Annotated in this window: 20 protein-coding genes; 8 read left to right on the top strand and 12 right to left on the bottom strand. The window is 73.1% G+C overall.

All coding sequences use genetic code 11. The annotated features are described in order from the left end of the window. Positions 1-196 precede the first annotated feature (196 nt). Positions 197-1,042 carry a chaplin gene (locus ACZ4NT_RS08025; RefSeq protein WP_467724255.1) on the top strand — a complete coding sequence of 282 codons (846 nt, stop codon included), beginning with the start codon at positions 197-199 and terminating at the stop codon, positions 1,040-1,042. Between the two features lie 101 nt (positions 1,043-1,143). On the opposite strand, the gene ACZ4NT_RS08030 is transcribed toward ACZ4NT_RS08025, so the two are convergent. Beyond that, complete coding sequence (locus ACZ4NT_RS08030) at positions 1,144-1,332, bottom strand: DUF5703 family protein (RefSeq protein ID WP_016641768.1); 189 nt, start codon at positions 1,330-1,332, stop codon at positions 1,144-1,146. Between the two features lie 47 nt (positions 1,333-1,379). Between ACZ4NT_RS08030 and ACZ4NT_RS08035 the strand changes: the two genes are divergently transcribed. Further along, the gene (locus ACZ4NT_RS08035; RefSeq protein ID WP_121404125.1) at positions 1,380-2,090 is read left to right on the top strand and encodes a hypothetical protein; all 711 of its coding nucleotides are present in this window, start codon (positions 1,380-1,382) and stop codon (positions 2,088-2,090) included. Between the two features lie 121 nt (positions 2,091-2,211). On the opposite strand, the gene ACZ4NT_RS08040 is transcribed toward ACZ4NT_RS08035, so the two are convergent. Continuing rightward, positions 2,212-4,557 carry a helix-hairpin-helix domain-containing protein gene (locus tag ACZ4NT_RS08040; RefSeq protein WP_467724258.1) on the bottom strand — a complete coding sequence of 782 codons (2,346 nt, stop codon included), beginning with the start codon at positions 4,555-4,557 and terminating at the stop codon, positions 2,212-2,214. Beyond that, positions 4,554-5,537, bottom strand: coding sequence for an aldo/keto reductase (locus tag ACZ4NT_RS08045; RefSeq protein WP_467724260.1), 984 nt, complete (start codon positions 5,535-5,537; stop codon positions 4,554-4,556). The genes ACZ4NT_RS08040 and ACZ4NT_RS08045 overlap by 4 nt, the downstream gene beginning before the upstream one ends. Before the next feature lie 152 nt (positions 5,538-5,689). Between ACZ4NT_RS08045 and ACZ4NT_RS08050 the strand changes: the two genes are divergently transcribed. Both ACZ4NT_RS08050 and ACZ4NT_RS08055 read left to right on the top strand, forming a co-directional pair. Then, positions 5,690-6,745: an LLM class F420-dependent oxidoreductase gene (locus tag ACZ4NT_RS08050; RefSeq protein ID WP_121404130.1), complete on the top strand. Its 1,056-nt coding sequence runs from the start codon at positions 5,690-5,692 to the stop codon at positions 6,743-6,745. Between the two features lie 231 nt (positions 6,746-6,976). Further along, on the top strand, positions 6,977-7,765 hold the full coding sequence (locus ACZ4NT_RS08055) for a ferritin-like domain-containing protein (protein WP_121404132.1): 789 nt from the start codon (positions 6,977-6,979) through the stop codon (positions 7,763-7,765). Between the two features lie 23 nt (positions 7,766-7,788). On the opposite strand, the gene corA is transcribed toward ACZ4NT_RS08055, so the two are convergent. Beyond that, positions 7,789-8,787: a magnesium/cobalt transporter CorA gene (gene corA, locus ACZ4NT_RS08060; RefSeq protein WP_183116895.1), complete on the bottom strand. Its 999-nt coding sequence runs from the start codon at positions 8,785-8,787 to the stop codon at positions 7,789-7,791. A gap of 62 nt (positions 8,788-8,849) precedes the next feature. Between corA and ACZ4NT_RS08065 the strand changes: the two genes are divergently transcribed. The 4 genes from ACZ4NT_RS08065 (at position 8,850) to mshC (ending at position 12,425) form a co-directional block, all read left to right on the top strand. After that, complete coding sequence (locus ACZ4NT_RS08065) at positions 8,850-9,536, top strand: histidine phosphatase family protein (RefSeq protein ID WP_121404133.1); 687 nt, start codon at positions 8,850-8,852, stop codon at positions 9,534-9,536. 118 nt (positions 9,537-9,654) lie between these two features. After that, complete coding sequence (locus ACZ4NT_RS08070) at positions 9,655-10,245, top strand: DUF3090 domain-containing protein (RefSeq protein WP_121404135.1); 591 nt, start codon at positions 9,655-9,657, stop codon at positions 10,243-10,245. After that, positions 10,209-11,027: an SCO1664 family protein gene (locus tag ACZ4NT_RS08075; protein WP_467724264.1), complete on the top strand. Its 819-nt coding sequence runs from the start codon at positions 10,209-10,211 to the stop codon at positions 11,025-11,027. The genes ACZ4NT_RS08070 and ACZ4NT_RS08075 overlap by 37 nt, the downstream gene beginning before the upstream one ends. Positions 11,028-11,195: 168 nt before the next feature. Then, complete coding sequence (gene mshC, locus ACZ4NT_RS08080; RefSeq protein ID WP_121404139.1) at positions 11,196-12,425, top strand: cysteine--1-D-myo-inosityl 2-amino-2-deoxy-alpha-D-glucopyranoside ligase; 1,230 nt, start codon at positions 11,196-11,198, stop codon at positions 12,423-12,425. 109 nt (positions 12,426-12,534) lie between these two features. On the opposite strand, the gene ACZ4NT_RS08085 is transcribed toward mshC, so the two are convergent. The 8 genes from ACZ4NT_RS08085 to ACZ4NT_RS08120 all read right to left on the bottom strand — a co-directional run bounded on the left by ACZ4NT_RS08085 (position 12,535) and on the right by ACZ4NT_RS08120 (position 23,514). Further along, a complete protein-coding gene (locus ACZ4NT_RS08085) occupies positions 12,535-13,212 on the bottom strand; it encodes a hypothetical protein (protein ID WP_467724266.1) in 678 nt (225 codons plus the stop codon). 89 nt (positions 13,213-13,301) lie between these two features. Further along, positions 13,302-15,041: a S8 family peptidase gene (locus ACZ4NT_RS08090; protein ID WP_467724268.1), complete on the bottom strand. Its 1,740-nt coding sequence runs from the start codon at positions 15,039-15,041 to the stop codon at positions 13,302-13,304. A 502-nt stretch (positions 15,042-15,543) separates the two neighbouring features. Further along, entirely contained in the window at positions 15,544-16,704 is a 1,161-nt protein-coding gene (locus tag ACZ4NT_RS08095; protein WP_121404143.1) for a PAC2 family protein, read from the bottom strand. A 560-nt stretch (positions 16,705-17,264) separates the two neighbouring features. Further along, positions 17,265-18,350: an LLM class flavin-dependent oxidoreductase gene (locus tag ACZ4NT_RS08100; protein ID WP_467724270.1), complete on the bottom strand. Its 1,086-nt coding sequence runs from the start codon at positions 18,348-18,350 to the stop codon at positions 17,265-17,267. Continuing rightward, positions 18,347-19,321, bottom strand: coding sequence for an LLM class flavin-dependent oxidoreductase (locus ACZ4NT_RS08105; protein WP_467724272.1), 975 nt, complete (start codon positions 19,319-19,321; stop codon positions 18,347-18,349). Before ACZ4NT_RS08105 ends, ACZ4NT_RS08100 begins: the two co-directional genes overlap by 4 nt. A 162-nt stretch (positions 19,322-19,483) precedes the next feature. After that, positions 19,484-21,100, bottom strand: coding sequence for a glycerol-3-phosphate dehydrogenase/oxidase (locus ACZ4NT_RS08110; RefSeq protein ID WP_467724273.1), 1,617 nt, complete (start codon positions 21,098-21,100; stop codon positions 19,484-19,486). Between the two features lie 7 nt (positions 21,101-21,107). After that, the gene (glpK, locus tag ACZ4NT_RS08115) at positions 21,108-22,658 is read right to left on the bottom strand and encodes a glycerol kinase GlpK (protein WP_121404152.1); all 1,551 of its coding nucleotides are present in this window, start codon (positions 22,656-22,658) and stop codon (positions 21,108-21,110) included. Between the two features lie 64 nt (positions 22,659-22,722). After that, positions 22,723-23,514: an MIP/aquaporin family protein gene (locus ACZ4NT_RS08120; RefSeq protein ID WP_121404153.1), complete on the bottom strand. Its 792-nt coding sequence runs from the start codon at positions 23,512-23,514 to the stop codon at positions 22,723-22,725. Positions 23,515-23,948: the final 434 nt, after the last annotated feature.

Raw genomic sequence — 23,948 nt, forward strand, 5'->3', positions numbered from 1 at the left:
TCGTTACAACCCCTCTCGGCAAACCCCCGCCCCACAGGGGTCGCTTGCTCCTTTTTTTCGGGGTTCTTCCCCCCCCCCCCCCCCACCACCACCCCCCCCCCCCCCCTCCCCCCCGACCGGGCTTTCCGTGTCCGCGCGTCCGTCGCGCGGACACCTTCCGCAAGGTCCCAGGCACAGTCGAAGGCAGGAAACAGCAATGCGACAGGTCACCCGCAAGGGCCTGATGACGATGGCGGCCGCGACCGGTGTACTCGCCGCCGCGGGCGGTTACGCACACGCCGACTCGGGGGCGCACGGCGCCGGCACCAACTCGCCCGGTGTGCTGTCGGGCAACACCGTGCAGGCGCCGGTGCACGCGCCGGTCAACGTCTGCGGCAACACCGTGAACGTCGTCGGGCTGCTGAACCCGGCGATGGGCAACACGTGCGCCAACCACGGCGGCCGCGGATCCTCCGGGGGGTACGGCGGCGGCTCGCACTCGGGCGGCGGCGCGCACGCCGGGGGGCACACCGGCGGCTCGCCGGGCGTCGGCTCGGGCAACCACGTCCAGGTTCCGGTCGACGCGCCGGTCAACGTCTGCGGCAACAGCGTGAACGTGGGCGGCGTCGGCAACCCGGCGGCGGGCAACGCGTGCGGCAACGGAGGCGGCGACCACTCCGGCCCCGGCGCGGACCACGGCCGCCCCCACCACCCGGGGCACCCGGGCGACCGCAACCACCCGGGCCGGCCGGGACACCCCGGCGACCGCAACCACCCGGGCGGATCCGGGCACCCGGGAGGCTCGCACCAGGACGGGCCGGGTCACCCCGCGGGGACGGGGCAGCACGGCCGCCCGGGCGCGACGTCCGGGTCGGGCGGCGCGGACCGGGCCGGCGCCTCGCAGGTCAGCGCGGCCGGGACGCGGTCGGACAGCTCCGCCCAGGGGGGCGAGCAGCTCGCCCACACCGGCAGCGACCTGCCCATGGGCCTCCTGGTGCCGGCGGGCGCGGGCGCGCTGCTCGGGGGCGCGTTCCTCTACCGCAGGGCACGCTCGGCGGCGTAGGGCCCGGACATTCCGGGTCAGGGCATCACAAAATGCCCCAGAGAGGGGGAGAACGGAGCGGGCCCGCAGTAGCGGCCCCGCTCCGTCTCAGCCGCCTTGGCTCACCACGTGGCGCGTACCTGGCGGATGATCCGTCGGCGCAACCGCACTCTGCGGCTGCCGTCGGCGTGCAGGCTCAGGCGGTCCAACTCCCAGTGTCCGTACTCCGCATGGTCCGTCAGCAGACGTGTGGCTTCCTTGCGGGACACCCCGCGCGGCACGTACACGTCGACAAATTCGTATTCCGGCATCGCATCTATTGTGCGGGCAGCGGCCGTGTACGGATAGCGTCTGCACTATGTCTGATGCTGCGCAGCCCACCGCTGCCGAGGTACGTGCCGCCGCCGAGGCGGTCAAGACCGCCCTCGACCGCCACCTGGCCGCGGTCGAGCGCAGGACGGGTGAGGACGACCCGGCCGTGTACGAGGCGTTCAACGAGCTCGCCGCGGCCGCGGAGGAGTACGACGAGCTGCTCTACGACCGTTACGACGAGGTCACGCCGTTCGAGATCCCCGGTACGGACGACGAGCTCCCGCCGTACACCGGCCCCGAGGAGCCGAACGCGCTGAGCGTGCTGATCCGCCGGGACTACTCGGTGGTGGAGCCTCAGCGGCTGCTGGCGCAGGCCCGTCGCATCGAGGCCGTGGAGGAGGACGCGGGGGTGGAGGCCACCGCCTCCGGCACGGTCCACGGAGCCCTCGGCCTGCTGTTCGGCGAGTTCGAACCGGACGAGATCGCGTCCCGGCACAAGGAGTTCGGCCTGGAGGAGGGCGACTCCACGCTGTGGGTGACCGCCGCGGACGAGCCCGCCGAAGCGGGTGAATGGCTGGACGCGCCCTTCGAGCAGGCCGACGCCGAGCGCATCGTCTGCCGCTTCGACGTCAGCGCCGTCTTCGACGACGAGGCCGACGACGACCTCGACGACGATCTGCGCCGCGGCATCGTCCCCGGGCCGGACGGTGTCCTGGACGACGACGAGGACCTGGAGCCGCTCGACGCCGACCGCTGACGGCTCGGATTACGGGGCGAGTCGGGGCGGAGAGGTCTCGCCGAGCGGCTGACGTACCGGGTGGCGGTCACCGGATCACCGGTGGCCGCCACTTCGTCGTCCGGGTCGCCCGGGGGGCGGGTCATCCGGCGGACGGCACCTGCGCCTTGAGCAGGGCCGGCAGGCGCGTGGTGCGCGGCTTCTGCGGGACCTCCGCCACCGCACGCGGCAGGGCTCCCTCGACGCCGTGCACGACGGAGAGGTGGCGGGCCGCCCGGCCGAAGGCGGTGTACACCCAGGGGCGGGTGAGGGACGCCCCGGCGTCGCCCGGCAGCACCACGACCGCGGCCGGCCAGCGGTGCCCCACCGCCTGGTGCGCGGTCAGCGCCCAGGCGTGCCGCACCGACTGCTCGACCCGCTCCTTCGGTACGACGACGGGGGCGCCGGAGCACTCCAGGTGCAGCCCTTCGGCGTCGGCCTTCACCACGTGCCCGGGCACGGCACGGCCCGGGGCGGGGGAGTGGACGACCCGGTCACCGGGGTCGAAGCCGCCGAAGCGGCCGGGACCGGGATTGAGCCGCTCCTTGAGCGCGGTGTTCAGCGCGCGGGTGCCGGCCGCGCCGCCGTGGCCCGGCGTGATCACCTGGGTCTGCTCGGGCGGAACGCCGATGGCCCGGGGCACCGAGTCCGCGACGAGCTGCACGGTCCGGTGCACCGCCTCCCCGGCGTCCCGCACCGGGACGATCACGACCTCCTTGCCGGGCGCCTCGACCTGGTTCAGCTCTCCGATGCCGATCCCCGAGACGAGCTCCCCGAGGGGGCCGGGGTCCGGCGTCCGCGAGGCGACCTGGGGACAGACCCTGGCGGCCAGCAGATCGCCGAAGACCCGTCCGGGCCCCGCCGACCACAGCACGCCGGGGTCCCCGCTGAGCACCAGTCGCGCACCGTCGGGCAGCGACTCGACGAGCACGGCCGCCGCCTCGACGTCGAGCTGGGGGGCGTCGAGGAGCACCAGCACGTCGAGGGCCAGCGCGCCGTCACCGTCCCGGCCCGGTCCCTCGGCGCCGGAGAGCAGTCCGGCGACGGTGGCGACGCCATCGGCGGTGTCGCCCTCCGCCGGGGTGAGGGACGACGCGAAGCGGTCGCGGCCGTCCGTCGTGTGCGCGGCGGCCCAGGCGCGGAGCCCGAGCGACCGGGCGGCCGCGACCAGCTCCGCCGGTTCCGCGCGAGAGGCCTCGCCGCCCGTGTGCAGCACGAGCCCGTGTCCTGCGACGGCACGGATCAGCTCGGCGGCGGAACGGGACGCGGCAGCGGCGGCCGGTTCCCAGCCGGGCGACGGGTCCTTGGGCAGTGCGTTGACCACGCGGGCGAGACCGTCGGCGAGGCTCTCCTCGGCGAGCGCGTACCGCTCCAGGCCGATGAGGACGCGGACCGGGCGCTCCTCGGCCTCCCGGCCCTCCTCCTCGGCCGCGTCCGCGGCCGGCTCCCGCGCCGGAGCGGCCGCCGCGTCGAGGGCGTCCTGGAAGACCAGGGCCTCACCCTCCGCGATGGTGCTCTGCACGGCGGCGTCCGGATCGGGCACCGCCCGCTGGGCGAGCGCGGCGGTCAGGACGGACGCCTCCAGCGCGGTGTGCCCGGCGAGGGCGGCCTGCTCCAGCAACCACACCGTGACCGCCCGGCCGCGCCGCTCGTCGTCGGGGCCGCACTCCGCGCCGAGCAGCGCCCGCGCGAAGCCGTCGGCCTGCTCGGGCCGCACACCGGCGATCCGCAGCAACTGCCAGGGGTCCTCCCGCAGCTGCTCCGCCGCGCTCTCGCCCAGGGCGGCGGCGGCCTGCGGTGCGAGCGCTTCGGGTGCCCCGCCCCCGGCCAGGACGGCCCGCACGGCATCGACCGTCTCCGCCGGGGGCGCGCCGGCGACCGGGGCCACCGGCTGCGAGCGCCGCGCCGGTTCGGGTGCCGACCGGCGGGGCGTGGGCTCCGGCTCGCGGAACGCCGTGGCCACGGGCTTCTCGCCGCTCTCCACCGCGCGGACGGCCGCGAGCAGGTCGGCGGCCGTCCCGCTGAGCTTGGTCCCGGCCGGGATCGGCCCCTGCTTCTCGGCCTTGCGCCGCTCGATCCGCTCCCGCAGCTCGCGCTGGGCCGCCAGCTCGGCCTCCGCCTCGGACAGCTCCGCCGCGGCGGCCTGGTCACCGGTCTCGCCGCCGGCGGCCGTGCCGCCGTCCCCGGACCCCTCGGAAGCCGTGCCGCCCTCCGCGGCGCCCTCGGCACTCCCGGCGTCCTCAGAGCTTCCGGCGTCGTCGGAGCTTCCGGCGCCCTCCGCACTCCCGGCGTCCTCGGACGGCCCGGCGTCGGCGGCGTCGGCGGACGCCCCGGCCGCGACGTCCGCTTCCTCCCCGGCGCCCGGCTGTCCGCTCGAGGCCACCGGGCCGTCCCCGGCGCCCGGGGCCCCCGGCTCGGCTTCCTCCGTGGTCTCGGGCTCCGTGCTCACAGCGTGCTCCAGTCGTGATCGGGATAGTGGTGCACCGGTGCCGACACGTCGTCGAGCGCCCGGCAGATCTCGTCAGGAAGACTAAGGCTCTCCACTGACAACGCCTCCGTGAGCTGCTGCGCGTTGCGCGCGCCTATGACGGGCGCGGTGACGCCCGGGCGGTCGCGGACCCAGGCGAGGGCCACCTGGAGCGGCGTCACGGCGAGCCCGTCGGCGGCGGTCGCCACGGCGTCCACGATGCGCCCCGCGGCGTCGTCGAGATACGGGGCGACGAACGGGGCGAGGTATTCCGTGCCGCCCCGGGAGTCGGCGGGGGTGCCGTGGCGGTACTTGCCGGTGAGGACGCCGCGGCCGAGGGGCGAGGAGGGCAGCAGACCCACGCCCAGGTCGAGGGCGGCGGGCAGCACCTCGCGCTCCACGCCGCGCTGCAGCAGGGAGTACTCCAGCTGCGTACTGGCCAGCCGGGTCCGGGTCCCGGGCACCGCGAGCTGCCACGTCGCGGCCTTGGCCAGCTGCCAGCCGCAGAAGTTGGACACCCCGGCGTACCGGGCGCGACCACTGCTGACCGCCAGGTCCAGTGCCTGCAGGGTCTCCTCCAGCGGGGTCATGGGGTCGTAGGCGTGCACGTGCCACACGTCGACGTAACCGGTGCCGAGGCGCTCCAGGGAGGCGTCCAGCGCGGCGAGCAGGTGTCCGCGTGAGCCGTCGAAGCGCCGGTCCGGGTCCGGCACGCTCCCCGCCTTCGTCGAGATGACCAGATCCCGGCGGGGGACCAGGCCCTCCATGAGGCGGCCGAGCAGATACTCCGACTCCCCGTCCCCGTACACGTCGGCCGTGTCGACGAGGGTCCCGCCGGCCTCCCAGAAGGCCTTCAACAGGTCCGCGGCGTCGTGCTCGTCGGTGTCCCGGCCCCAGGTGAGGGTGCCGAGCCCGATCCGGGACACGCGAAGGCCGGTACGGCCGAGATGCCTCTGCTCCATGGACGTGGAGATTACTGGCCGGAACTCGGTGTGCGGAGGCCCTGTGGACAACCCGGATCACGCGGGCGCGGGCCCGTCCCTGCCACCGTGCCCACCCGCGCGCTAGTGTCTCCGGCACAAGGGACGTTACTGATCGGTAAGGGGAAACGGCCATGCAGCTCGGGATCAACCTCGGCTACTGGGGCGCCGGAATGGACGCGGACAATCTCGCCGTCGCCCAGGAGGCCGACCGACTGGGATACGCCGTCTGCTGGGCCGCCGAGGCCTACGGCTCCGACGCGGCCACGGTGCTCAGCTGGGTGGCCGCCCAGACCGAGCGCATCGACGTGGGCTCGGCCATCTTCCAGATCCCCGCCCGCCAGCCCGCGATGACGGCGATGACGGCGGCGACCCTCGACTCGCTGTCCGGCGGCCGTTTCCGCCTCGGGCTCGGCGTCTCCGGGCCGCAGGTGTCCGAAGGCTGGTACGGCGTCAAGTTCGACAAGCCGCTCGCCCGCACCCGCGAGTACGTGGAGATCGTCCGCCGGGCGATGACCCGCGAGCGCCTGTCCTACGAGGGCGAGCACTGGACGCTCCCGCTGCCGGACGGCCCGGGCAAGCCGATCAAGCTGACCGTGCACCCGGAGCGCGAGCACATCCCGCTCTACATCGCGGCGATCGGCCCCAAGAACCTCGAACAGACCGGTGAGATCGCCGACGGCGCCCTGCTGATCTTCCCGTCGGCCGAGCACCTGGAGGACACCGCGGTCAGCCATCTGCGGGCCGGCCGTGAGAAGGCCGGGAAGACGATGGAGGGCTTCGACGTCTGCCCGACGCTCCCGCTCGCGCTCGGCGACGACAAGGACGTGGCGGCCCTCGCCGACATGTTCCGCCCGTACACCGCGCTCTACGTCGGCGGCATGGGCAGCCGCAAGCAGAACTTCTACAACCAGCTCGCCCGGCGGATGGGGTACGAGAAGGAGGCCGCCGAGATCCAGGACGCGTACCTGTCCGGCGACAAGGCGGGCGCCGCCGCCGCCGTACCGCACGAGCTGATCGACCGGACGACGCTGCTGGGGTCCGTGGACCGCATCGCGGACCGGATGCAGGCCTATGCGGCGGCCGGGGTCACCACGCTCACCCTGGCGCCCGCGGGCTTCACGCTGGAGGAGCGGATCGCCTCGCTGCGGGCCGGCACCGACGCCCTGGAGCGGGCCGGTCTCGCCTAGCACGGCGGGAGCGGAGCGCCCGGGAGAAGTTCTGCGGCCGTGGTGGGGGCTCGGGGGTCTTCCCCGCCACGGCCGTCACGGGGAACAACGCGTCAGCCGCCTCTTCGGTTACGCCCCTGGACCGGCCGTGTCGTCCTTCGTTCGGCCGAGTTGTCCGGCGCAGGTGTTGCCGCGTCCCTCTCGCGGCATTTGACTCGTTCTCTGCGGAGTCCCGCAGAGAGGTGGGTTGAGATGCTTTCGGCCAGGAGTCTGTTCCAGGAAATTCTCGACAACGACGAATCGTTCCGGCTCTTCTGCTCCATCGCCGCCAGCGGCGAGGCGCAGGGAGGCTGGGAGAACGCCCGCATCGCCGCGCTCGTGCCACCGGGCGAACGCGAGCTCGCGCCCCGGATCGCCCGGCACGGTGCCGACGAGGACAAGCACGGGCGGATCTTCAACGCCCTCATGAAGAAGCGCGGCCTGCAGCCCGTGGAGGTCCCGCCCGACACCGACTACACGATGCTGCTGGAGCGCCACGGCATCGGTCTCGCGCACGAGAAGCTCAAGGACGACCGCCCCCTGACCGTCCAGGACATCGTCACCTATCTCGCGCACAGCAGGGTCACCGAACAGCGCGCCTCCGAGCAGATGGAGCTGCTGCGCAAGCATTTCTCCGACGACCCCGACATCGGGCGCGCGGTCCGGATGATCTCGCACGACGAGGACAACCACCTCGCCTACTGCCACGAGGAACTGCTGCGCTTCGCGTACGCCGGACACGGCCGCGCCATCCAGCGCACGCTCCGCGCGTGCGCGCTCGCCGAGATCCGCGTCTACCGCGACGTCAGCCTGGCCGTGATGAGCCACATGGGGCGCATCCTGGGCTGGTCGAAGGCCAAGTCGGCGACGCTGGCCGCGGGCATCCACGCCGTGTACGCCTACGAGCGGCTGGCGGGCTGGCGGCGCATGGTCTCGCTGACCATGCCCGAACGGCGGGGCGCGTTGAACGGGCCCCCTTCGCCGGCACCCGAGTTCGCCTGAACCCGGCCGACCGAAGTCCGCCGCTACAGCCAGCCCCGCCGCTTGAACAGCCGGTACAGCCCTAGTTCCAGGACCACCATCACCACGATCACGGCGGGGTACGACCACACCCAGTGCAGCTCGGGCATGTGGTCGAAGTTCATGCCGTAGATCCCCGCGATCATCGTCGGGATCGCGGCCATGGCGGCCCACGCGGAGATCTTCCGCATGTCGTCGTTCTGCCGGACACTCATCTGCGCGAGATGCGCCGAGAGGATGTCGGACACCAGCCGGTCCAGTCCCTCCACCGACTCGTTCACGCGCGTGAGGTGGTCGCTCACGTCCCGGAAGAAGGGCTGCGTCTCGTCCGCCACGAAGGGCAGCCCCGTACTGAACGAACCCGTGCCCGCGAGCCGGGTCATCGGCACCGCCAGCGGACCCGTCGCCCGGCGGAACTCCAGGATCTGGCGCTTGAAGGTGTAGATGCGGGACGCCGTGTGGCGCGACCCCCCGCCGGTGGGCGAGAAGACCTCCGCCTCCAGCTCCTCCAGGTCGGTCTGCAGCTCGGTCGCGACGTCCAGGTAGTGGTCCACCGTGGCGTCGGCGATCGCGTACAGCACCGACGTGGGACCGTGCCGGAGCATCTCCGGGTCCTTCTCCAGACGCTGCCGCACCTCGCCGAGCGGCGAGCCCTCACCGTGCCGCACGGTGACCACGAAGGAGTCGCCGAGGAAGATCATCAGTTCGCCCGAGGAGACCGCGTCGCTGTCCGGTTCGTACACCACCGGCTTCAGGACCATGAAGACCGAGTCGTCGTACACCTCGATCTTGGGGCGCTGATGCGCCTTCAGAGCGTCCTCGACCGCCAGCGGGTGCAGCCCGAACTCGTGGGTGACGTGTTCGAACTCCTCCGCGGTCGGCTCGTGCAGGCCGATCCAGAGAAACGTGTCGTCCTGGGCACGGGCCTGGTCCAGGGCGTCCGAGAGATCGTCCGGGCCCTGGCTCCGGCGTCCCTCGCGGTAGATGGCGCAGTCGACGATCACAGAACGTATTCTCCCGCCCTCCGGACCGGGTGACACACCGGCCCCCGCCTAGGCTGGGCCGCATGCCCACCCTGATCCTCGTCCGGCACGGACGTTCCACCGCCAACACCGCGGGACTGCTCGCCGGCTGGACGCCCGGCGTCGCCCTCGACGAACGCGGCGGCGCACAGGCCGCCGCGCTGCCGGACCGACTCGCCGGTCTGCCCCTCGCCGAGGTCGTCGCCAGCCCGCTCCAGCGCTGCCAGGAGACCGTCCGCCCGCTGCTCGACGCGCGTCCCGGTCTGCGCCTGCACACCGACGACCGCATCGGGGAGTGCCACTACGGCGACTGGTCCGGCCGCAAGCTCGCCGAGCTGAAGGACGAACCGCTGATGGAGGTCGTGCAGGCGCACCCCTCCGCGGCGGCGTTCCCCGGCGGCGAATCCATGCGCGCCATGCAGACGCGGGCCGCCGAGGCGGTGCGCGAGTGGAACGCGCGCGTGGAGCGCGACCACGGCGGCGACGCCGTCTACCTCATGTGCTCGCACGGCGACATCATCAAGTCCCTTGTCGCGGATGCACTCGGACTTCATCTCGACCTCTTCCAGCGGATCTCTGTGGAACCGTGTTCCATCACCGCGATCCGTTACACCCGGCTGCGGCCGTTTCTCGTGCGGCTCGGCGACACCGGGGACTTCGCCTCCCTCGCGCCGCGCGAGGAGGCCGCGGGCGGCGACGCCCCGGTCGGGGGCGGTGCGGGCGCACCGTGATCGTCGACCGCAGTAGGGTGAAGCGGTCGAAGCAGCGCAGTAGTTGTCAGCAACCGATGCGGACCCGACGGCTGATCCAGCCGACCGGTCCCGATGCAGATTCCAATGGAGACAGGACGTGTCCCGTCAGGTGTTCCTCTACGACCCCCCGGACCGCTTCGTGGCCGGTACGGTCGGGCTGCCCGGGCGCCGTACCTTCTTCCTGCAGGCCACCTCAGGACCCCGGGTGACCAGCGTGGCGCTGGAGAAGACCCAGGTGGCCGCACTCGCCGAGCGGATGGAAGAGCTGCTCGACGAGGTCGTACGGCGGACCGGGGGCAGCGCACCGGTCCCCGCCATGGCCCCCACCGAGGTCTCCGACACCGCTCCGCTGGACACCCCCGTCGAGGAGGAGTTCCGGGTCGGCACCATGGCGCTGGCCTGGGACGGCGACGAGCAACGCATGATCGTCGAGGCGCAGGCCCTGGTGGAGCTGGACGCCGACTCCGAGGAGGACCTCGCCGAGGCCGAGGAACGGCTCCTGCAGGACGAGGAGAACGGCCCGCCGATGCTCCGGGTCCGGCTCACCGGGGCGCAGGCCCGAGCCTTCGCCAAGCGCGCCCTCGACGTCGTCAACGCGGGCCGGCCGCCCTGCCCGCTCTGCAGCCTCCCGCTCGACCCGGAAGGACACGTATGTCCGCGCCAGAACGGATACCGCCGCGGAGCGTGACCACGACCGAGCTGCTCGCCCGGGGCGAGCTGACCGTGCGCGGACAGATCCGAGAGGCCTCGAACGCGGTGCTGTACTGCTCCGTCTCCCACGACGGGCAGGAGGCGTTCTGCGTGTACAAGCCGGTCGCCGGGGAGCGGCCCCTGTGGGACTTCCCCGACGGGACGCTGGCACAGCGCGAGGTCGCGGCGTACGAGGTCTCCGAGGCGACCGGCTGGGGACTCGTGCCGCCCACCGTGCTGCGGGACGGTCCGTACGGCCAGGGCATGTGCCAGCTGTGGATCGAGGGCGAGTCCGGGTCCGAGCTGCTCGCCCTGGTGGACGGCGAGGAGCCGGAGGCGGGCTGGAAGGCCATCGGCTTCGCCGACGTGGGTGAGGGGCGGACGGCGCTGCTCGTGCACGCCGACGACGAGCGGCTGCGCCGGCTCGCCGTGCTCGACGCGGTGATCAACAACGCGGACCGCAAGGGCGGGCACCTGCTGCCCGCGGGCGAGGGCCGGCTCTACGGCATCGACCACGGAGTCACCTTCAACGCCGAGAACAAGCTGCGGACGCTGCTGTGGGGCTGGGCGGGCGAGCCGCTCACTGCCGAGGCGGTCGAGGCGCTCACGTCGCTGCGCGGTTCCCTGGCGCCCGGGGCCCCGCTGGCCACCCGGCTGGCGGAACTCGTCACGGCCGCCGAGATCGACGCCACGCGCGCGCGTGTCGACGCCCTGCTCGCCTCGGGAAGGCATCCGGAGCCGAGCGGGGAGTGGCCGGCGATCCCCTGGCCCCCGGTGTGACGGTGCCGGGCGCCTCGGGCCGCGCGGCCCGGTGACGCGGTGCGCCGGGCGGCTCCCGGGGCCCGGCGCGCACCTGCACGCCCGACGCGTGCGCGGCAAGACCGTCCTTCCGGCCACCGGGCCTGATCCGGTTCGTATACGGAACATCCGTCCGGTTAGGCTCAAGGCATGTATGCCTGGCCCGCTTCTGAGGTCCCCGCCCTGCCCGGTGAGGGCCGCGACCTCCGGATCCACGACACTGCGACCGGTGGGCTCGTCACCCTCGACCCCGGTCCCGTCGCCCGAATCTACGTGTGCGGCATCACGCCGTACGACGCGACCCACATGGGACACGCGGCGACCTACAACGCGTTCGACCTCGTGCAGCGCGTGTGGCTCGACACCAAGCGGCAGGTTCATTACGTCCAGAACGTGACCGACGTCGACGATCCGCTCCTGGAGCGTGCGGAGCGCGACGGCGTCGACTGGGTGGGACTCGCCGAACAGGAGACCGCCCTCTTCCGCGAGGACATGACCGCCCTGCGGATGCTCCCGCCGCAGCACTACATCGGTGCCGTCGAGGCGATACCGGGCATCGTCCCGCTCGTCGAGCGGCTGCGCGACGCCGGTGCCGCGTACGAGCTCGAGGGCGACGTCTACTTCTCCGTCGAGTCCGACCCGCACTTCGGGCAGGTGTCCGGCCTGGACGCCGCGGCGATGCGCCTGCTGTCCGCCGAACGGGGCGGCGACCCCGACCGGCCGGGCAAGAAGAACCCGCTCGACCCGATGCTCTGGATGGCGGCCCGCGAGGGCGAGCCGAGCTGGGACGGCGGCTCGCTGGGCCGCGGCCGCCCCGGCTGGCACATCGAGTGCGTGGCCATCGCCCTCGACCACCTGGGCATGGGTTTCGACGTCCAGGGCGGCGGATCCGACCTCGCCTTCCCGCACCACGAGATGGGCGCCTCCCACGCCCAGGTGCTCACCGGCGAGTTCCCGATGGCCAAGGCGTACGTCCATGCGGGCATGGTCGCGCTGAACGGCGAGAAGATGTCGAAGTCCAAGGGCAACCTGGTCTTCGTCTCCAAGCTGCGGCGGGACGGCGTCGACCCGGTCGCCATCCGGCTCGCGCTGCTCGCCCACCACTACCGGGCGGACTGGGAGTGGACGGACGCCGTCCTCGAAGAGGCGGTCGCACGGCTGGCCGACTGGCGCGCGGCGGTGTCGCGGCCCGACGGCCCGTCCGCCGACGCCCTCGTCGAGGAGATCCGCGCCGCCCTCGCCGAGGACCTGGACGCGCCGGCCGCGCTCGCCGCGGTCGACCGCTGGGCCGCGGTGCAGCACGAGCGGGGCGGTACGGACGAGGGCGCGCCCGGCGTCGTCTCGCGTGCCGTGGACGCGCTGCTCGGCGTCGCGCTGTAGCCCTCGGCGGCCCCGCGCGGTCGTCCCACGCACCACGGTGCCGGGCGGAGGGGTCTCCGCCCGGCACCGGCCGGGTGATCAGCCCGCGTGGCTCATGCGGTGTCCAGCCTCACCGGGTGACGACGATCGCCTGGAGGAAGCCCGGGTTCCGGTCGTCGTAGAAGCCCAGGACACGGTGTCCGAAGGCGAAGGCGCGCTGCACCGCGTCGCGGACGGCCTGGCTCGGGTCGAGCAGCTGACGCCAGGCGTCGTCGACGAGCAGGTACAGGATCGGCGGCCGGCCCGGGAGCGGCTGGACCACGTCCCAGTACTGCGTGGCGGTGCTGTTGCGGACCATGCCGGCGGCCTGCCCGAGCTGCTGGAGCAGTTGCTCGTACGGCGGCTGCTGGGCGAGCTGCTGGATCTGCTGCTGAAGCTGCGGGGGGACCTGCTGCAGGCCGTACTGCTGCCCGAAGGGCTGCGTCCGGCCCATGTGCCGGCCGTGCTGCCCGCTCTGCTGGGATCCGGAGGGCCCCGGGGGAGCGGTGCCGGGCCCCTGCTCTTCTTCCTGACCCGGCCCGCCCTGCTGCTGACCGATGTGGCCCTGCTGTCCGGAGTACGGCAGCTGTCCGAACGGCTGCGACTGCCCCGGCCGGCCCTGGTCGAACTGCTGCGGCTGCTCCCCGTACGACTGCTGCCGCTGCTCGCCGTACGCCTGCTGCGGCTGCCTGCCCGTTCGGTCCATCTGCTGGAGGGGGTTCATCGGGTCCGTGGAGTTCATCCGGTCGATCTGCGGGGTGGTGCTCATGCGGGTGCCACCTTCCCTCGGGTGGAGCGGTGATCGTGGTCCGCCGGTCGGTGCCTGCGATCCGGCGGTGGTACGGGACGGCCCGGTCCTCAGCCGGTGATGACCAGACCGACGACCTCGTCGTCCGAGAACCAGACGCGGACGTCCGGACGTCCCCCTGCGAAGGCGGAGTGCACCGCCTGCCGGATGTCGGGGGACGGGTGGTTCAGGTTGCGCCAGTCGCCGGCCACGAACAGCCGGAGCCTCGGCGGTAGTTCGCGCGGGTACGGCAGCAACTCGTCCCAGTACCGTTCGGCCCGGCCCGAGCCGATCGCCTCCGGCAGCAGCCGGGTGACCGCCGCCCTGATGTCCGGCCGGTTGCCGATCCGCTGGGACACGGGCCGGCCCGGTGCGTCCTGCTGCGGGGAGCCCGTGGCCCGCAGCACCGAGCGGGCGCGCTCCGGTGACATCGGGTGCCGCCCCGCCGCCCTGAGCATGCCCTGCAGCGAGGCCAGCGCGCCGACCACCAGCGGAGAGGCGGCCGAGGTCCCGGAGAACGTGTCCGTGTACCAGGCGATCTCCTCGGCGCCGCCCTGCAGGTCGCCCGGCCGGTCCCAGGAGCCGCCGCTGGTCGTGACCTCGCGCCCCCAGCCCTGCGCGTCCACACGCGCCCCGTAGTTGGAGAACGCCAGACGTGAGCGGTCCGGGCCGTGGTCCCGGCCGTGGGTGCCGGGCGGCGGAGCCCCCGCGCCGACCAGGATCGCGCCCGAGGACGGATGGGCGGGGTTGAACGGGTTGCGCCAGGAGGCCGGGAACCCGTCGGGGCGTCGCTCGTACACCGCGTCGTCGAGCGACTCGCCCCCGTTGCCCGCGGCCTCCACCACGATGACGCCCCTGGCGGTGGCGTGGCGGATCGCGGCGCAGTCGTCGGGCCACCACTCGATCGCGACGAACCCCTGCTGGTCGTCCCGCAGTTCGTAGTCGAACCGGGGTCCCGGACGGTGGAGTTCGACCAGGACGATGTCGCCCGGACCCAGCCGGTCGGCCGCCGCGTGGATCGCGGACGCGGTGCCCATGCCCTGGAAGGACGCGGCGGCGGTCAAGGCGTCCGGGGCGATCCCGGTGATGCCGCGCTGATTGCGGTCGCCGCCGATCACGCCGATCACCGCGGTGCCGTGGTTGCGCCAGGCGAGGTCGGCGAGCGGGGTGCCGACGACGACACCGGCGAGCTTCGCGGCCAGGTCCTCGTGGCCGAGCTGCCAGGCGCCCTCCACGTCGACCACGGTCACCCCCCGCCCCGTGCCGCCCGGCCGCTGCCAGGCCCAGTGGGCGTCGATCCCCTCGGGCGCCGGACGCAGATAGCCCTGGCGGCTGCTGAAGTCGGGCGTCGCCGGCGCACCCTCCTTCAGCCGCCGGCTTTCGTCGGCGCTCTGCCCCACCGAGCCCACCGAGGCGGGTACGGCACCGGGCTTCACATAGGCCGTGTCGATTCCGGGCAACGCGGCGATCCGGGAACGCAGTTCCTGCGCACGGCTCCCGACGCCGCGGACCCGGTAGAAGAGCGCGAGGTCGAGGGTGTCCTCCGTCCCCGCGGCAGCGGACTGCCGGAGCCGGTCCTCGCTGCCGAACAGCGGTTCCAGGGCGAGCTGTTCGTCACCGAGGAACATGTCGAGCGCCGACACGTCGGCCCCCGCCGCCGAGCGGACGCCCTCGGTGCCGGCCCGCAACCGGGCCTCGGGGCGTGCGACGACGATCAGCTCCTGTTCGGAGCCCCGGTAGGTGAATCCCGTTCCGTCGGGTCCCGGCCCGGACGCTCCCGGGCCCTGCGTCTGCTGTACCTGGTCGGTCATCGCGTACCGCTCCCTTCGGTCCGTGCGGGTGCCCGCCCGGCCGGACGCGGCGCCAAGTCCCGTTGCCGAGCCGCGCCTTCGGGGCACAACCTGGCACGGCCGGAGCGACTCGTCCACCCCGATTTCGCCAACTCGGTTTAGGCACAAGTTGAATGGGGAACCCTGTGCAATCCGTCCGGAAAGAGATGTCACGCAGCAAACCGGCCAAAGGCTGCGCAGCGGCGTCCTCGGCAGGGGCCCGGGCGAGGGTCACCCCATGACGAGCCGGAGACCCGGCCGGCACCGCAGGCACTTCCTGTTGGGCGGGGACGGGCGAGAGGCGCGCACGAGCGGTGCCCGGCGCGGCGCGGCCGAGGAGGCGGGAACCGTCGGCGGCGCCTTCGAGAACGACGTGATCCCCGGACTGCGGGCCGGTGCCCGACGCGGAGTTTCGCGTGCTGCGGCCGTGGTGGCGGCACGGCGAAGGCCGGGGCGGTGCGCAGGGCGCGCCGCCCCGGCCGGGTCAGTCCTCGGAGGGGTCGGAAGGGTCGGCGGAGCCCGGTGAACCCTCGGCGCCCTTCGCGTCCGAAGAGCCCTTGGAGCCTCGCCCGTCCGGAGAGCCGGAGGAGCCCGAGGGTCCGGTGGGGCTCGACGGACCCGGCTCGCCCTCCGAGCCGGCGCCACCCGCCTCCGCCCCGGCCTCCCGCTCCGCCCCGGAGCCGGTCTCGGCCCCGGTGTCCGGCCGCTGCGGCTTCGGCCGGCCCCGGCTGCCGGGGGTGTCGCGCAGATACGACGCGGACTCGCCGCTCTCCGTGGCGTGGCCCCCGGCCTGTGCCGGACCGCCGCCGTCCCGGCGCCGCAGATACCGTTCGAACTCGCGGGCGATCGCCTCACCCGACGCCTCGGGCAGCTCGGCGGTGTCCCGGGCCTCCTCCAGCGTCTGCACGTATTCGGCGACCTCGCTGTCCTCGGCCGCCAGCTGGTCCACGCCCAGCTGCCAGGCCCGCGCGTCCTCGGCCAGGTCGCCCAGCGGGATGCGCAGGTCGATGAGGTCCTCGAGACGGTTGAGGAGGGCCAGGGTCGCCTTCGGGTTGGGGGGCTGCGACACGTAGTGCGGGACCGCCGCCCACAGCGACACCGCCGGGACGCCCGCGTGCGTGCACGCCTCCTGGAGGATGCCCACGATGCCCGTCGGACCCTCGTACTTGGTCTCCTCCAGGTCCATCGTGCGGGCCAGGTCCGCGTCGGACGTGACGCCGCTGACCGGAACCGGACGGGTGTGCGGAGTGTCGCCGAGCAGGGCGCCCAGGATCACCACCAGCTCCACGCCCAGCTCGTGCGCGAAGCCCAGCAGCTCGTTGCAGAACGAGCGCCAGCGCATCGAGGGCTCGATCCCCCGGACCAGCACCAGGTCGCGCGGCTTCTCGCCGCCGACCCGGACCACGGACAGCCGCGTCGTCGGCCAGGTGATCTTGCGAACGCCGCCGTCCAGCCACACCGTGGGACGGTTGACCTGGAAGTCGTAGTAGTCCTCGGCGTCGAGCGCCGCGAACACCTCGCCCTTCCACTCCCTGTCGAGATGCGCGACCGCGGTGGAAGCGGCGTCGCCGGCGTCGTTCCAGCCTTCGAACGCGGCCACCATGACCGGGTCGACCAGCTCGGGAACCCCCTCGAGCTCGATCACCCAGCGCCTCCTTCCGACGTGCCCTCACGTACGTCCCAACCTTACGGCGTGCGCGGGGCGCCTCCGCAGCCCCCTTGCACGGGGGAGTGAACGGATCACTGCCCCGAACACCGCCTCTGAACACCCGCCGGTCATCCGAGCCGCGCCGGGGTGGCGCCGCGGGCCGGGACCGGGGATCAGCACATCGACCGCGGCCGGCACTCCGCGTTCGCGAGGCGCACCGTCGCCCACGGCCGAGCCGCCTCGGCGTCCAGGTCGCGCGGGGCGGCAAGGATCCCCCGGTGCTCTGGCGCGGTGCGCGCGACCGCGTCCTCCCGGATCGGGCCGCGCCCGATGCGGGCCCGGGCGGCCGGCCCGGAGACGCCCTCCGGCAGGGGGGCACAGGACCGCATTCCCGGAGCCCTGCGCGACGGCTCGGTGGAACTCCGGCTCGCGGGCGACGAGTTCACCGAGCGTGGGCGCGTCCGGCCGGGCGCCGAGCGCGTCGAACCGTCCCTCGCCGAGGCGCGGGGCGGCCGGTGCCGTTGCGACCGGCTCCAGGATGCGGCGCCTCCGCTGTGTCAGGCCGGTACGGGGCGCGCTCCGTCCTGCTCCCAGAGCGTGCTCGGCGCCTCGCGCCGTACGACCGGCGCGATCTCCTCCTGGAACCGCTGCAGCGTCTCGGTCTGTTCGGCGGTGGACTGTCCGAAGGCGTCCACGGTGATCGACTGCAGGTCGTGCCGGTACACCTCGTGGTAGCCGAGGATCTTGTCGATGATCTGCTGCGGTGACCCGATGAGCTGCGGCCCGTCCGCGATCGCGTCCTCGATCGTGCGGAACGGTGTGTTGTACCCGGCCCGCCCCTCCAGCCGGGGCCGGAAGGACTGCCGCACCCTCGCCTCGTACAGGTCCCGGTAGCGGGTGACGGCCCGTTCGGGTGTGTCCGCGATGAGCAGTCCCCCCGAGCCCGCCGCCACCCGGGCGTTCGCCGGATCGTGCCCGTACGCCTCGAACCGCTCCCGGTAGTGCTCGATGAGCCGGGCGTACGCGGCGCGCGGCTGCACGGCGTTGGCCGTGAACAGCGGATCGCCGTGACGGGCCGCGAGTTCGGGGGAGTTGAGGGAGGTCGCCGAGCCGTGCCAGACGCGCGGCGGCCCGTCGTAGGGGCGCGGCACGGTGGTCGCGTCCTTCAGCGGCGGCCTGAACTCGCCCTCCCAGTCGACGTTCTCCTCGCGCCACAGCCGGCGCAGCAGCTCGTACTTCTCCCTCTGGAGGTCCCACTGGCGGTCCTCGTCGAGCCCGAAGAGGTCGAAGTGCCCCGCCTCCGCCCCCTTGCCGATCACCAGCTCGACGCGTCCGCGGGAGAGCTGGTCGAGCGTCGCGTAGTCCTCGGCGACCCGCACCGGATCGAGGACGGCCACCACGGTGACGCCGGTGAGCAGCCTGATGCGGCTCGTACGGGCGGCCAGCGCGCCCAGCACGACGGTGGGGGCGGAGGACAGGAACGGTCCGGCGTGCCGTTCGCCGACCGCGTAGGCGTCGAAGCCGAGCCGCTCCGCCGCGGTGCCGACCTCGACCACCTGGGCCAGGCGGTCGGCGGCGGCGGGGAGTTCACCGGTCAGCGGATGCGGGGCGTGACCGATGATCGACAGGACCTGGAACTTCACGAGGCGCCCTCCGGGACGGCGGCCGCGAGGCCGAGATGGCCGCGCAGGGTGCGGGTCTCGTAGGCCGAACGCAGGAGTCCGCGTCCGATCAGCTCGGGAACCACCCCCTCCACGAGTGCGTCGAGGTCGGCGGGGAGCACGGCGGGACGGATCCGGACTCCGTCGGCACCGCCCTCGCGATGCCACTCCTCGATCAGGTCCGCGAGCCCCTGGGCGGTCCCGTGGAACACGGCCGCGTCCGACGCGAACGGCTCGCCCGCCGCCTCCTCCAGCGCCGTGAGCCGCTCGGCCGCCTCCGCCGGAGTCGATCCGAGGACCACGTTCACATCGGCGAGGACCTTGAGCGTGCGGCCCTCCTCGGCGGCGAACCGGTCGATCCGGGCACGGGTCGCGCGCAGCACACCGGCGTCGGCGGGTGTGACGATCACGACGTCGCTGCGGCGGGCGGCGAAGCGGTACGGGACGGTGTCGTGGGCGAGCGAGATCAGCGGCGGACGGCCCTGCGGTGCGGCCACCGACGGGTCGGCCCCGTCCCAGGCGAGGCCCACCCGCTCCAGGAACCCGGCCGCGCGGTCGAAGAGTTCGGCCACCTGCCGGTCGCCCTCGGGCGTCCCGAGGATCGCGAGGATCCGCTCGTGCTCGATGTCGTCCGCGGCGATCCGGGGCCGCACGCCCGCCCGGCCGCCGCTGAGGACGTCGAGGGTGGCGTAGCGGGCCGCGTAGGCGGCGGGCTGCCCCAGGGCCGGCCCCAGCGGCACCAGGCCGATCCGCGAGGTCTCCCGCGCCGCGACGGCGAGCAGCAGGGCGGAGTCGGGCCGGCCCGGTCCGTCCTCCACGGTCACGAAGTCCAGCAGCGCCGCCTCGGCGCGCCGTACCAGCCGTACGAACTCCTCCGTCGTGGGCGGGCCGCCGGCTGCGGCCGGATGCGCGCCGCGGCCGTCGAGCGCGACGCCGAGAATCAGTGAACCCATGACCGTCTCCCGAGTCCGTCGGGCCCGCCTCCGTGAGCGGTGCGGGACCGCCTCCCACTCTCGCTCCGGGACATTGCGGCAGTGTGTAGGCGGTGTGGCAGGGTGCCGGGACATGCGAGAGGGGCGGCTCCCCCCGTGGGAGCCGCCCCTCGCACCGCCCGACTACTTCTTGTCGAGCAGGTCCTGCACCTTGGCCCGGACCTCGTCCGTGGCGAGTCCGCGGATCGTCAGCGTCGTACGGCGGCGCAGCACGTCGTCCGCCGTCTCGGCCCACTCGTTGTCCCGCGCGTAGACGACCTGCGCCAGGATCTCCGGGGCGTCCGGGTGGACGCGCTCGCCCAGCTCCGGGCTCTCGTTCGCCAGGCGCGCGATGTCGAAGGCCAGCGAGCCGTAGTGCGTGGCCAGGTGGCGGGCGGTGTCCGCCGCCATGCGCGGCCCGGGCGCCGGGCCGTCGACCAGGAGGCGGTGCGCCACGGCACGCGGGTTGGCGACACCCGGCAGCGGCAGCTTCTTCGGCAGCTCCCTGATCGGCTCGAAGTCCTCGCCGAGCGGGCGGCCCGGCAGCGACTCCAGCTTCTGCATGACCGTACGGCCGATGTGGCGGAACGTCGTCCACTTGCCGCCGGCGACCGACAGCATGCCGCCGCGGCCCTCCGTGACGACCGTCTCGCGCTTGGCCTTCGACGTGTCGCCGGGGCCGCCGGGCAGCACCCGGAGACCGGCGAAGGAGTACGTGATCAGGTCACGGGAGAGCTGCTGGTCGCGGACGGAGAACGCCGCCTCGTCCAGGATCTGGGATATGTCCTGCTCGGTGACGGCGACCTCGCCGGGGTCGCCCTCGTACTCCTCGTCGGTCGTGCCGAGCAGCAGCATGTCCTCCCACGGGAGGGCGAAGGTGATCCGGTACTTGTCGATCGGGGTGGCGAGCGCGGCCTTCCAGGGGGAGGTGCGCTTGAGGACCAGGTGCGCGCCCTTCGACAGGCGGATGGAGGGCGCCGCGCCCGGGTCCTCCATCCTGCGCAGGTGATCGACCCAGGGGCCGGTGGCGTTCAGCACGAGGCGGGCCTCGACACCGAACTCGTCCCCGGTGGTGCGGTCCTTCAGATCCGCGCCCGTGACCCGGCCCCGGGTGAAGCGCAGACCGGTGACCTCGGCGTGGTTGAGCACGACGGCGCCGGACTCCACGGCCGCGCGCACCGTCATCAGCGCCATGCGGGCGTCGTTCATCTGGTCGTCGCCGTACACGGCCACGGCCTTCAGGTTCTCGGTGCGCAGTTCCGGGACGTCCTGCTGGGCCTTGGCGGGGGAGAGCAGGTGCCCGACGCCGTCGCCGAAGGCGGACAGCGCCGAGTACGCGAACACTCCCGCACCGAGCTTCGCGGCGCCGTGCGGGCCGCCCTTGTACACGGGGAGGTAGAAGGTCAGCGGATTCGCCAGGTGGGGAGCCACCTGACGGGAGACCGCGCGGCGCTCGAAGTGGTTCTCCGCCACCAGCTTCACCGCGCCGGTCTGCAGGTAGCGCAGACCGCCGTGGAGGAGCTTGGAGGAGGCGGAGGACGTGGCGCCGGCGAAGTCGCCGGCGTCGACCAGAGCCACCCGCAGCCCGGACTGCGCGGCGTGCCAGGCGGTCGAGATGCCCAGGATGCCGCCGCCGATGACGAGAAGGTCGTACGTTGCCTTGGAGAGCTGCTCCCGGGTCTCGGCGCGGCTCGGGGCGGAGCCGGAGGCCGGGTGCGTACCGAGGGCAGGCACGGACTGCAGGGTGGTCTGGGTACTCATGCGGGTCTTACTCCTCGCCAGTGTTTCCATCGTCGAGCCAGCCCATGGACCGCTCCACGGCCTTGAGCCAGCTCTTGTACTCGCGGTCGCGGGTCTCCGCGGCCATGTTCGGGGTCCACTCCGCGGCCCGGCGCCAGTTGGCGCGCAGGTCCTCGGTGTTGGACCAGAAGCCGACGGCGAGACCGGCGGCGTAGGCGGCGCCAAGGCAGGTGGTCTCGGCGACCATCGGGCGCACCACGGGTGCGTCCAGGACGTCGGCCAGGGTCTGCATCAGCAGGTTGTTGGAGGTCATGCCGCCGTCGACCTTGAGGGCCGCGAGCTCGACGCCGGAGTCCTTGGTCATGGCGTCGCTGATCTCACGGGTCTGCCAGGCGGTGGCCTCGAGGACGGCGCGCGCGATGTGCGCCTTCGTGACGTAGCGGGTCAGGCCGGCGATCACACCGCGGGCGTCGGGGCGCCAGTACGGGGCGAACAGGCCGGAGAAGGCCGGGACGAAGTACGCGCCGCCGTTGTCCTCGACCGAGGAGGCGAGCGTCTCGATCTCCGCGGCCGACTTGATCAGGCCCATCTGGTCGCGCATCCACTGCACCAGCGAACCGGTGACGGCGATCGAGCCCTCCAGGGCGTAGACCGGGTCCTGGTCGCCGATGCGGTAGCCCACGGTGGTCAGCAGCCCGCTGTACGAGTTGATGATCTTGTCACCGGTGTTCATCAGCATGAAGGTGCCGGTGCCGTACGTGGACTTGGCCTCGCCCTCGGAGAAACAGGTCTGGCCGAAGAGGGCCGCCTGCTGGTCGCCGAGCGCGGAGGCGACGGGGATACCGCCGAGCAGGTCGCCGAGCTTGCCGCCGGTGATCTCGCCGTACACCTCGGCGGAGGAGCGGATCTCGGGCAGCATCGCCAGCGGGACACCGATGGACTCCGCGATCTTCGCGTCCCACTCCATGGTGTGCAGGTTCATCAGCATGGTGCGGGAGGCGTTGGTCACGTCGGTGACGTGCCGGCCGCCGTTGACGCCGCCGGTCAGGTTCCAGATGACCCAGCTGTCCATGGTGCCGAAGAGGATGTCGCCGGCCTCGGCGCGCTCGCGCAGGCCCTCGACGTTGTCCAGCAGCCAGCGGGCCTTCGGGCCGGCGAAGTAGGAGGCCAGCGGCAGGCCGGTCTCGCGGCGGAAGCGGTCCTGCCCGACGTTGCGGCCGAGCTCCTTGCAGAGGGCGTCGGTGCGGGTGTCCTGCCAGACGAGGGCGTTGTGGACGGGCTCACCGGTGTTCTTGTCCCACAGCAGCGTCGTCTCGCGCTGGTTGGTGATGCCGATGGCCTTGATGTCGTCGCGGGTGATGCCGGCCTTCGCGATGGCTCCCGCGACGACCTCCTCGACGTTCGTCCAGATCTCGGTGGCGTTGTGCTCCACCCAGCCCGGCTTCGGGAAGATCTGCTCGTGCTCCTTCTGGTCGACGGAGACGATGCGGCCGTCCCGGTCGAAGACGATGCAGCGGCTCGACGTCGTGCCCTGGTCGATCGCGGCGATGAAGGGGCCGGCGGTGTGTGCGTCGGTCACGGTGTGCTCCAGGAGGTCTCGGGTGTCGTACTCGGGCCGCGGTCGGCGGTGGCGGGCCGGTGACTCACTTGAAGGCGATGTTGTAGAGGCCGCCCGCGATGGCGCCGCCGATCAGCGGTCCGACGACGGGTATCCAGGCGTAGCCCCAGTCCGAGCCGCCCTTGTTCGGCAGCGGCAGCAGGGCGTGCACGATACGCGGACCGAGGTCGCGGACCGGGTTGATCGCGTAGCCGGTCGGGCCGCCGAGCGAGAGGCCGATGCCGACCACGACGAACGAGGTCACCATGGCGCCGAGCACGCCCAGGCCGTTGCCGTCGGCGTTCAGGCCCTGGGTCAGGATGGCCAGGACCAGGACGACGGTGGCGATGATCTCGGTGGCCAGGTTCTGCGCCACGTTCCGGATCTCGGGGCCGGTGGAGAAGATGCCCAGTACGGGTCCCGCCGCGGGCGCCGACTTCTGGTCGACCAGTGCCTCCTCGGCCGGCTGGGCCGCGAGTATCTCCGGGTCCGTCAGGTGGGCCTGGAACTGCCCGTAGTACGTGATCCACACCAGTACGGCGCCGATCGCCGCGCCCAGCAGCTGGGAGCCGAGGTAGAGCGGCACGTCGCTCCACTCGGTGCCGCCCTCGATGGCGAGGCCGATCGTGACCGCCGGGTTGAGGTGGGCGCCGGAGACGCCGCCCGCCAGGTAGGCCGCGGTCAGGACCGCGAAACCCCACCCGAAGGTGATGGCGAGCCATCCGGCGTTGAGAGCCTTCGAGCGCTTCAGCGTCACTGCGGCGCAGACGCCGCCGCCGAGCAGTATGAGTACGGCGGTACCGATGGTCTCGCCGATGAAGATGTCGGAGCTGGACACCCGCGACTCCTTTGTCCTTCGTCCAGGGGAAGCCGAACCCCGGGTCCCTCCGGTGGTTCGTGCTCTCGGGGAGTGAGAGCGAGCTCGGCCGCTGGCACCGTCACACCCTAACGCTTATTGCCGGTAGGTGTTCGACAATGCCGACCGATGGACGGGAGTCTTGCTCCGCCGTCAGCGGCTCGTCAAGGGTTCTGTTATCGAAAACACGATCGTTATTGATCGCTGCGGACTATCGGTCGCGTGCGGCACCGGAACGCCCCCCGACGTGCGGCAACGCGGGCTTTCCCGGGCGGCACGCGGAAGGGGGGGGGGGGGGGGGGGGGGGGGGGGGGGGGGGGGCGCGGGTGCGCGCGGCGGGGTGCGGGGGGGGGGGGGGGGGGCTCGTTCCCCCGCAGGAGGGCGGCGGCCCCCCCCCCGCGCCCAGCACGATCAAC

Source organism: Streptomyces sp. NPDC026417, from assembly GCF_055567695.1.

What these genes read in the sequence shown, in the direction of transcription:
- ACZ4NT_RS08025 (WP_467724255.1), top strand. Translation starts at nt 197, where the DNA reads ATGCGACAGGTCACCCGCAAGGGCCTGATGACGATGGCGGCCGCGACC.
- ACZ4NT_RS08030 (WP_016641768.1), bottom strand. Translation starts at nt 1,332, where the DNA reads ATGCCGGAATACGAATTTGTCGACGTGTACGTGCCGCGCGGGGTGTCC.
- ACZ4NT_RS08035 (WP_121404125.1), top strand. Translation starts at nt 1,380, where the DNA reads ATGTCTGATGCTGCGCAGCCCACCGCTGCCGAGGTACGTGCCGCCGCC.
- ACZ4NT_RS08045 (WP_467724260.1), bottom strand. Translation starts at nt 5,537, where the DNA reads ATGGAGCAGAGGCATCTCGGCCGTACCGGCCTTCGCGTGTCCCGGATC.
- ACZ4NT_RS08050 (WP_121404130.1), top strand. Translation starts at nt 5,690, where the DNA reads ATGCAGCTCGGGATCAACCTCGGCTACTGGGGCGCCGGAATGGACGCG.
- ACZ4NT_RS08055 (WP_121404132.1), top strand. Translation starts at nt 6,977, where the DNA reads ATGCTTTCGGCCAGGAGTCTGTTCCAGGAAATTCTCGACAACGACGAA.
- ACZ4NT_RS08065 (WP_121404133.1), top strand. Translation starts at nt 8,850, where the DNA reads ATGCCCACCCTGATCCTCGTCCGGCACGGACGTTCCACCGCCAACACC.
- ACZ4NT_RS08075 (WP_467724264.1), top strand. Translation starts at nt 10,209, where the DNA reads ATGTCCGCGCCAGAACGGATACCGCCGCGGAGCGTGACCACGACCGAG.
- mshC (WP_121404139.1), top strand. Translation starts at nt 11,196, where the DNA reads ATGTATGCCTGGCCCGCTTCTGAGGTCCCCGCCCTGCCCGGTGAGGGC.
- ACZ4NT_RS08085 (WP_467724266.1), bottom strand. Translation starts at nt 13,212, where the DNA reads ATGAGCACCACCCCGCAGATCGACCGGATGAACTCCACGGACCCGATG.
- ACZ4NT_RS08090 (WP_467724268.1), bottom strand. Translation starts at nt 15,041, where the DNA reads ATGACCGACCAGGTACAGCAGACGCAGGGCCCGGGAGCGTCCGGGCCG.
- ACZ4NT_RS08105 (WP_467724272.1), bottom strand. Translation starts at nt 19,321, where the DNA reads ATGGGTTCACTGATTCTCGGCGTCGCGCTCGACGGCCGCGGCGCGCAT.
- ACZ4NT_RS08110 (WP_467724273.1), bottom strand. Translation starts at nt 21,100, where the DNA reads ATGAGTACCCAGACCACCCTGCAGTCCGTGCCTGCCCTCGGTACGCAC.